The following is a 4096-nucleotide window of genomic DNA, read 5'->3' as shown; positions in this document are numbered from 1 at the left end:
GCCCGCCGCGACCTCGCCACCATCCGCGCGCTGAAGATCAAGACCGCCTCCGGCTCGCTGGTGCCGCTCTACAGCGTTGCCGATATCGACTACTCGGAAGGTCCAAGCTCGATCAAGCGCAACGACCGCAACCGCGTCGTCTCCATCGGCTCCGACGTGCCCTTCGGCACGGCGCTCGACACGTCGACGGCCGAGTTCAAGCGCATCGTGTCGGAAACCGAACTGCCGGCAAGCGTGCGCCTCGCCGAAAGCGGTGACGCCAAGGTGCAGGGCGAAATGCAGCAGGGCTTCGTCAACGCCATGCTGCTTGGCCTGATGCTGGTGCTGGTCGTGCTCATCCTGCTGTTCAAGGATGTCATCCAGCCCTTCACCATCCTGTTCTCGCTGCCGCTCGCCATCGGCGGCGTGGCCGTCGCGCTCATCATCACCCAGAACGCGCTCTCCATGCCCGTTCTCATCGGCATCCTGATGCTGATGGGCATCGTGACCAAGAACGCCATTCTGCTGGTGGATTTCGCCATCGAAATGCGCCGTCACGGCATGGAGCGGGTGCATGCCATGGTGGAGGCCGGCCGCAAGCGCGCCCGCCCGATCATCATGACCTCCATCGCCATGTCGGCGGGCATGCTGCCCTCGGCCCTCGGCGTCGGCGAAGGCGGTTCCTTCCGCGCGCCGATGGCGATTGCTGTCATCGGCGGCATCATCGTCTCGACCGTGCTGTCGCTGATCGTGGTGCCGGCCTTCTTCCTGATCATGGACGACCTGTCGCGCCTGCTCGCCCACCTTTTCGGCCGCTTCGTCGGCAAAAAGGAAGAGGAGGAAGAGGCCCTCTCCAACGAAAAGCTCTCGGAGATCGCCCGCGAAAACAGCCTTGCGCTTTCCTCCCTGGAGGCGCGTGTCGCCAGCATGGAAAAGGGTACCGGCGACAAGGCCGCGGACAAGGGCAGCAACATATTGCGACTGCCGCCGCTCGCTGCGGAGTGAAGTTTGCCAATATGAAGATTGAAACGTCGGGCCATGTGCCCGGCGTTTCGCTTTAACTGATACGTGAGGGCAAAACGTCGCCGCTTGTTTCTTCTCCCCGAGGGGGAGAAGGTGGCCCGAAGGGTCGGATGAGGGGGCAAGCTCTCCGTATATCCCGACCCTCGCCCCTTCATCCCGCTGCCGCGGACTTCTCCCCTCGGGGAGAAGAAATATGTCGCACTCGCCCGCTCCATATTTCCCCCTGTGCTTATAAGCACGAATGGACGAACTATTTCCGCCCACATAACGGCTGCAAACCCGTTTGATCGAAATCAATTCGCTTTCCACCTGACCTGCTAGTCTCCCTCGCATCGGGAATTGCCGGTCGAGGAAAAATGCGATGAGTTCTGTGCAGATAGGCGTGAGGGAAAAGCAACTTCCCCGGTTTCTTGTCGCTTCGGAGAGCCCGGCAAAAGGTTTGAGCGGGAGCCGAATGGACGTGAACAAGACCGTGAAGCTGAGCAACAGGGACAGGAACATGCTGCTGCGCGCGCCCCTGATCGGGGTTGCCGACGATGCGGCGGCGCTGAAGCTGATGGAGGCGGCAACCATCACCACTGTCAACGCCCGCCATGTGCTTTTCAAGGAAGGCGAAGCGGCACAGCATTTTTATTGCGTGCTGTCGGGTTATGTGAGGCTCTACCGGCTGGACAGGCACGGGCGCGAAGCGGATGTGCGCGTCAGCGGCCCCGGCGATACCTTCAACGAATGCCTGATCTTCGGCAGCGATACCTATCGTTATAGCGCGCAGGCAGCGGAAAGCTGCACCGTGGCTCGCTTCGACCTCATGCGGATTCGCAGCCTGGTCGAGCAGGAACCGGCCATCGCCAAGGCCGTCATGCGCTGCCTGTCCAACAGCCTGCTTTCCACCATGGACTGCATCGCCAACGACCGGCTGCAAACCGCCCCGCAACGTGTCGCTCACTACCTGATCAACCACGGCCCGCGCGACGCGACTTCCTTTTCGCTGCGGCTGCCGTTCCAGAAGAGCCTGCTTGCCGGCAAGCTCGGCCTCGCCCCGGAGGCCCTCTCACGCGCCTTTTCCACCCTGAAAAAATCAGGCGTCACGGTGCGCGGCCGCATCGTGCAGGTCAATGACGTCGCGGCATTAAAACAGATTTGAAGATACGGGGAGAGGACGAAGGGCGGGCCGCCATCAGGCAGCCCGCCCTTTCGCATGTCAGGCATCGCGGCGGTTCAGACCGCGTGCTGCAGGAAACGGAAATGATCGCCCTGCCGCTCGATGTGGAAAAACCCGCCCAGATGACCGCCGGACACCAGCCAGCCATGATCGACCGCTGCCGCCAACACCTCAAGACGGGTGCCATGGGCAAGTTCGGAATCGATATCGTAAACGAAAGCGATTTCGGGATCGGCGGCCTGCAAACCCGTCACGTGCAGCACATCACCCCACAATAACAGCCGGTGATCGCCATTGCCGATGAGATAACCGGCATGCCCCGGCGTATGGCCGGGCATGGCGATTGCCTCGATATCCTCGGCAACCCCTCCCATCGGGATCGGCCGCAGCATGGCCCCGCAGATGTCGAGCAGCCGGGCGGCGAGATCGAAACCGCCTTGGCGGGCAGGCGGCAATGCCTTTCGCGCCTCTGCATTGGTGAAAAAGGCAAGATCGGCCCTAGGCACCCATATCTCCGCCTTGGGAAAATAAGGCCGATCGCCATCGATGAGGCCGAGCGCGTGGTCGCCATGAATATGAGTGAGGATAACGCGGCTGACATCATCAGGCTGAATACCAGCGGCAATCATAGCCGCACGGGCATGGCCATAGGCCTCGCCCCAGGCCGTGCCGCAGCCGGCATCGATCAGCCAGACGCCATCTGGCCCTGACAGCGCGAAACAGTTAACATCCACATCCACCGTATCGCCCGGAATTCCGGCGAGAACGGCCGCCAGCGCATTCGCGCCCTGCCGGTGGATGAGATGGCCGACCGGTGCCTTGTAGACACCATCGATGAACCGGGACACGGCATAACGGCCAAAACGGAACGGGGCATTCATGGCTTACAGACCGCCCTGCTCTTTCAGGAAACCGACGATGCGATCAACGCCATCGCCCCGTTTCATGTCGGTGAACACAAAGGGCATGGCGTTGCGCATGCGCGTCGCATCGCTGTCCATGACAGTCAGGTCAGCGCCAACATAAGGCGCAAGGTCCTTCTTGTTGATGACCAGCAGGTCCGAGCGGGTGATGCCCGGCCCGCCCTTGCGCGGAATTTCCTCGCCCTGACAGACGGAGATGACGTAGATGGTGATGTCGGCAAGATCAGGCGAAAAGGTCGCGGCAAGGTTATCGCCGCCGGATTCGATGAAGACCACGTCGAGATCGGGAAAACGCTGGTTCAGCCCGGCAATCGCCTGCAGATTGATCGTCGCATCCTCACGAATGGCCGTATGCGGGCAACCGCCCGTCTCCACCCCGACGATCCGTTCAGAAGGCAGCGCCTGCATGCGCACCAGCGCCTCGGCGTCTTCCTTGGTATAGATATCATTGGTGACGACGGCGACGGAATAATCGGCGCTCATCGCCTTGCAGAGCTTTTCCGTCAGCGCCGTCTTGCCGGAACCCACGGGCCCGCCAATCCCAACGCGCAGCGGACCATTACCCGATTTCATCACTCTGTTCCCTTCACTATGCTGTGGTCCAATTACGACAACCACTCAAATTTCAGCTCAAATATACGCAAGGATCGTGCCACTTGCTTCTTCTCCCCGCCGGGGAGAAGGTGGCCCGAAGGGGCGGATGAGGGGGCGAGCTCTCGATATATCTCTCCCCTTGCACCCTCATCCCGCTGCCGCGACCTTCTCCCCGGCGGGGAGAAGAAACAAGTGGCATGCGCTCGCCCCATCGACTGCCTTCGCTATCACGACCGGAAAAGCCGCGTGCCCTGTGTTTCATGACGCATCGCCGCCGTATCGGCGATGATCGTGGCGCTGCCGAGATCGTCGAGCGTGGATTGGACGGCCCGCGCCGCCACCTCAGCGATGGCCACCTCGCTTGCAGCCAGAATGGCAACGCCATCTTTCTGGCCCGCGACGCCGAGACGGATAC

Annotated in this window: 4 protein-coding genes and 1 pseudogene; 2 read left to right on the top strand and 3 right to left on the bottom strand. The window is 61.7% G+C overall.

Translation table 11 applies throughout. The annotated features are described in order from the left end of the window. The coding region (locus tag ACUTJJ_RS24805) for an efflux RND transporter permease subunit (RefSeq protein ID WP_445543754.1) at positions 1-984 on the top strand (984 nt) is incomplete at its 5' end. A 472-nt stretch (positions 985-1456) separates the two neighbouring features. Continuing rightward, positions 1457-2146, top strand: a complete 690-nt coding sequence (locus ACUTJJ_RS24800; protein ID WP_063948251.1) for a Crp/Fnr family transcriptional regulator — start codon at positions 1457-1459, stop codon at positions 2144-2146. A gap of 74 nt (positions 2147-2220) precedes the next feature. On the opposite strand, the gene aidB is transcribed toward ACUTJJ_RS24800, so the two are convergent. From aidB to ACUTJJ_RS24785, 3 genes and pseudogenes are all read right to left on the bottom strand, one after another. Then, entirely contained in the window at positions 2221-3045 is an 825-nt protein-coding gene (aidB, locus tag ACUTJJ_RS24795; protein ID WP_445543753.1) for an AidB family quorum-quenching N-acyl homoserine lactonase, read from the bottom strand. 3 nt (positions 3046-3048) lie between these two features. Continuing rightward, positions 3049-3660, bottom strand: coding sequence for an urease accessory protein UreG (gene ureG, locus ACUTJJ_RS24790; RefSeq protein WP_004443279.1), 612 nt, complete (start codon positions 3658-3660; stop codon positions 3049-3051). A 248-nt stretch (positions 3661-3908) separates the two neighbouring features. After that, positions 3909-4096: pseudogene (locus tag ACUTJJ_RS24785) on the bottom strand (urease accessory protein UreF); the annotation flags it as partial.

It is taken from the genome of Agrobacterium sp. DKPNP3 (assembly GCF_052686535.1).
Note: the sequence above shows the minus strand (reverse complement) of the source record. Positions and strands in the feature narration are given on the sequence as shown.

Coding starts and splice junctions, on each gene's coding strand:
- aidB (WP_445543753.1), bottom strand. CDS start 3,045: ATGAATGCCCCGTTCCGTTTTGGCCGTTATGCCGTGTCCCGGTTCATC.
- ACUTJJ_RS24800 (WP_063948251.1), top strand. CDS start 1,457: ATGGACGTGAACAAGACCGTGAAGCTGAGCAACAGGGACAGGAACATG.
- ureG (WP_004443279.1), bottom strand. CDS start 3,660: ATGAAATCGGGTAATGGTCCGCTGCGCGTTGGGATTGGCGGGCCCGTG.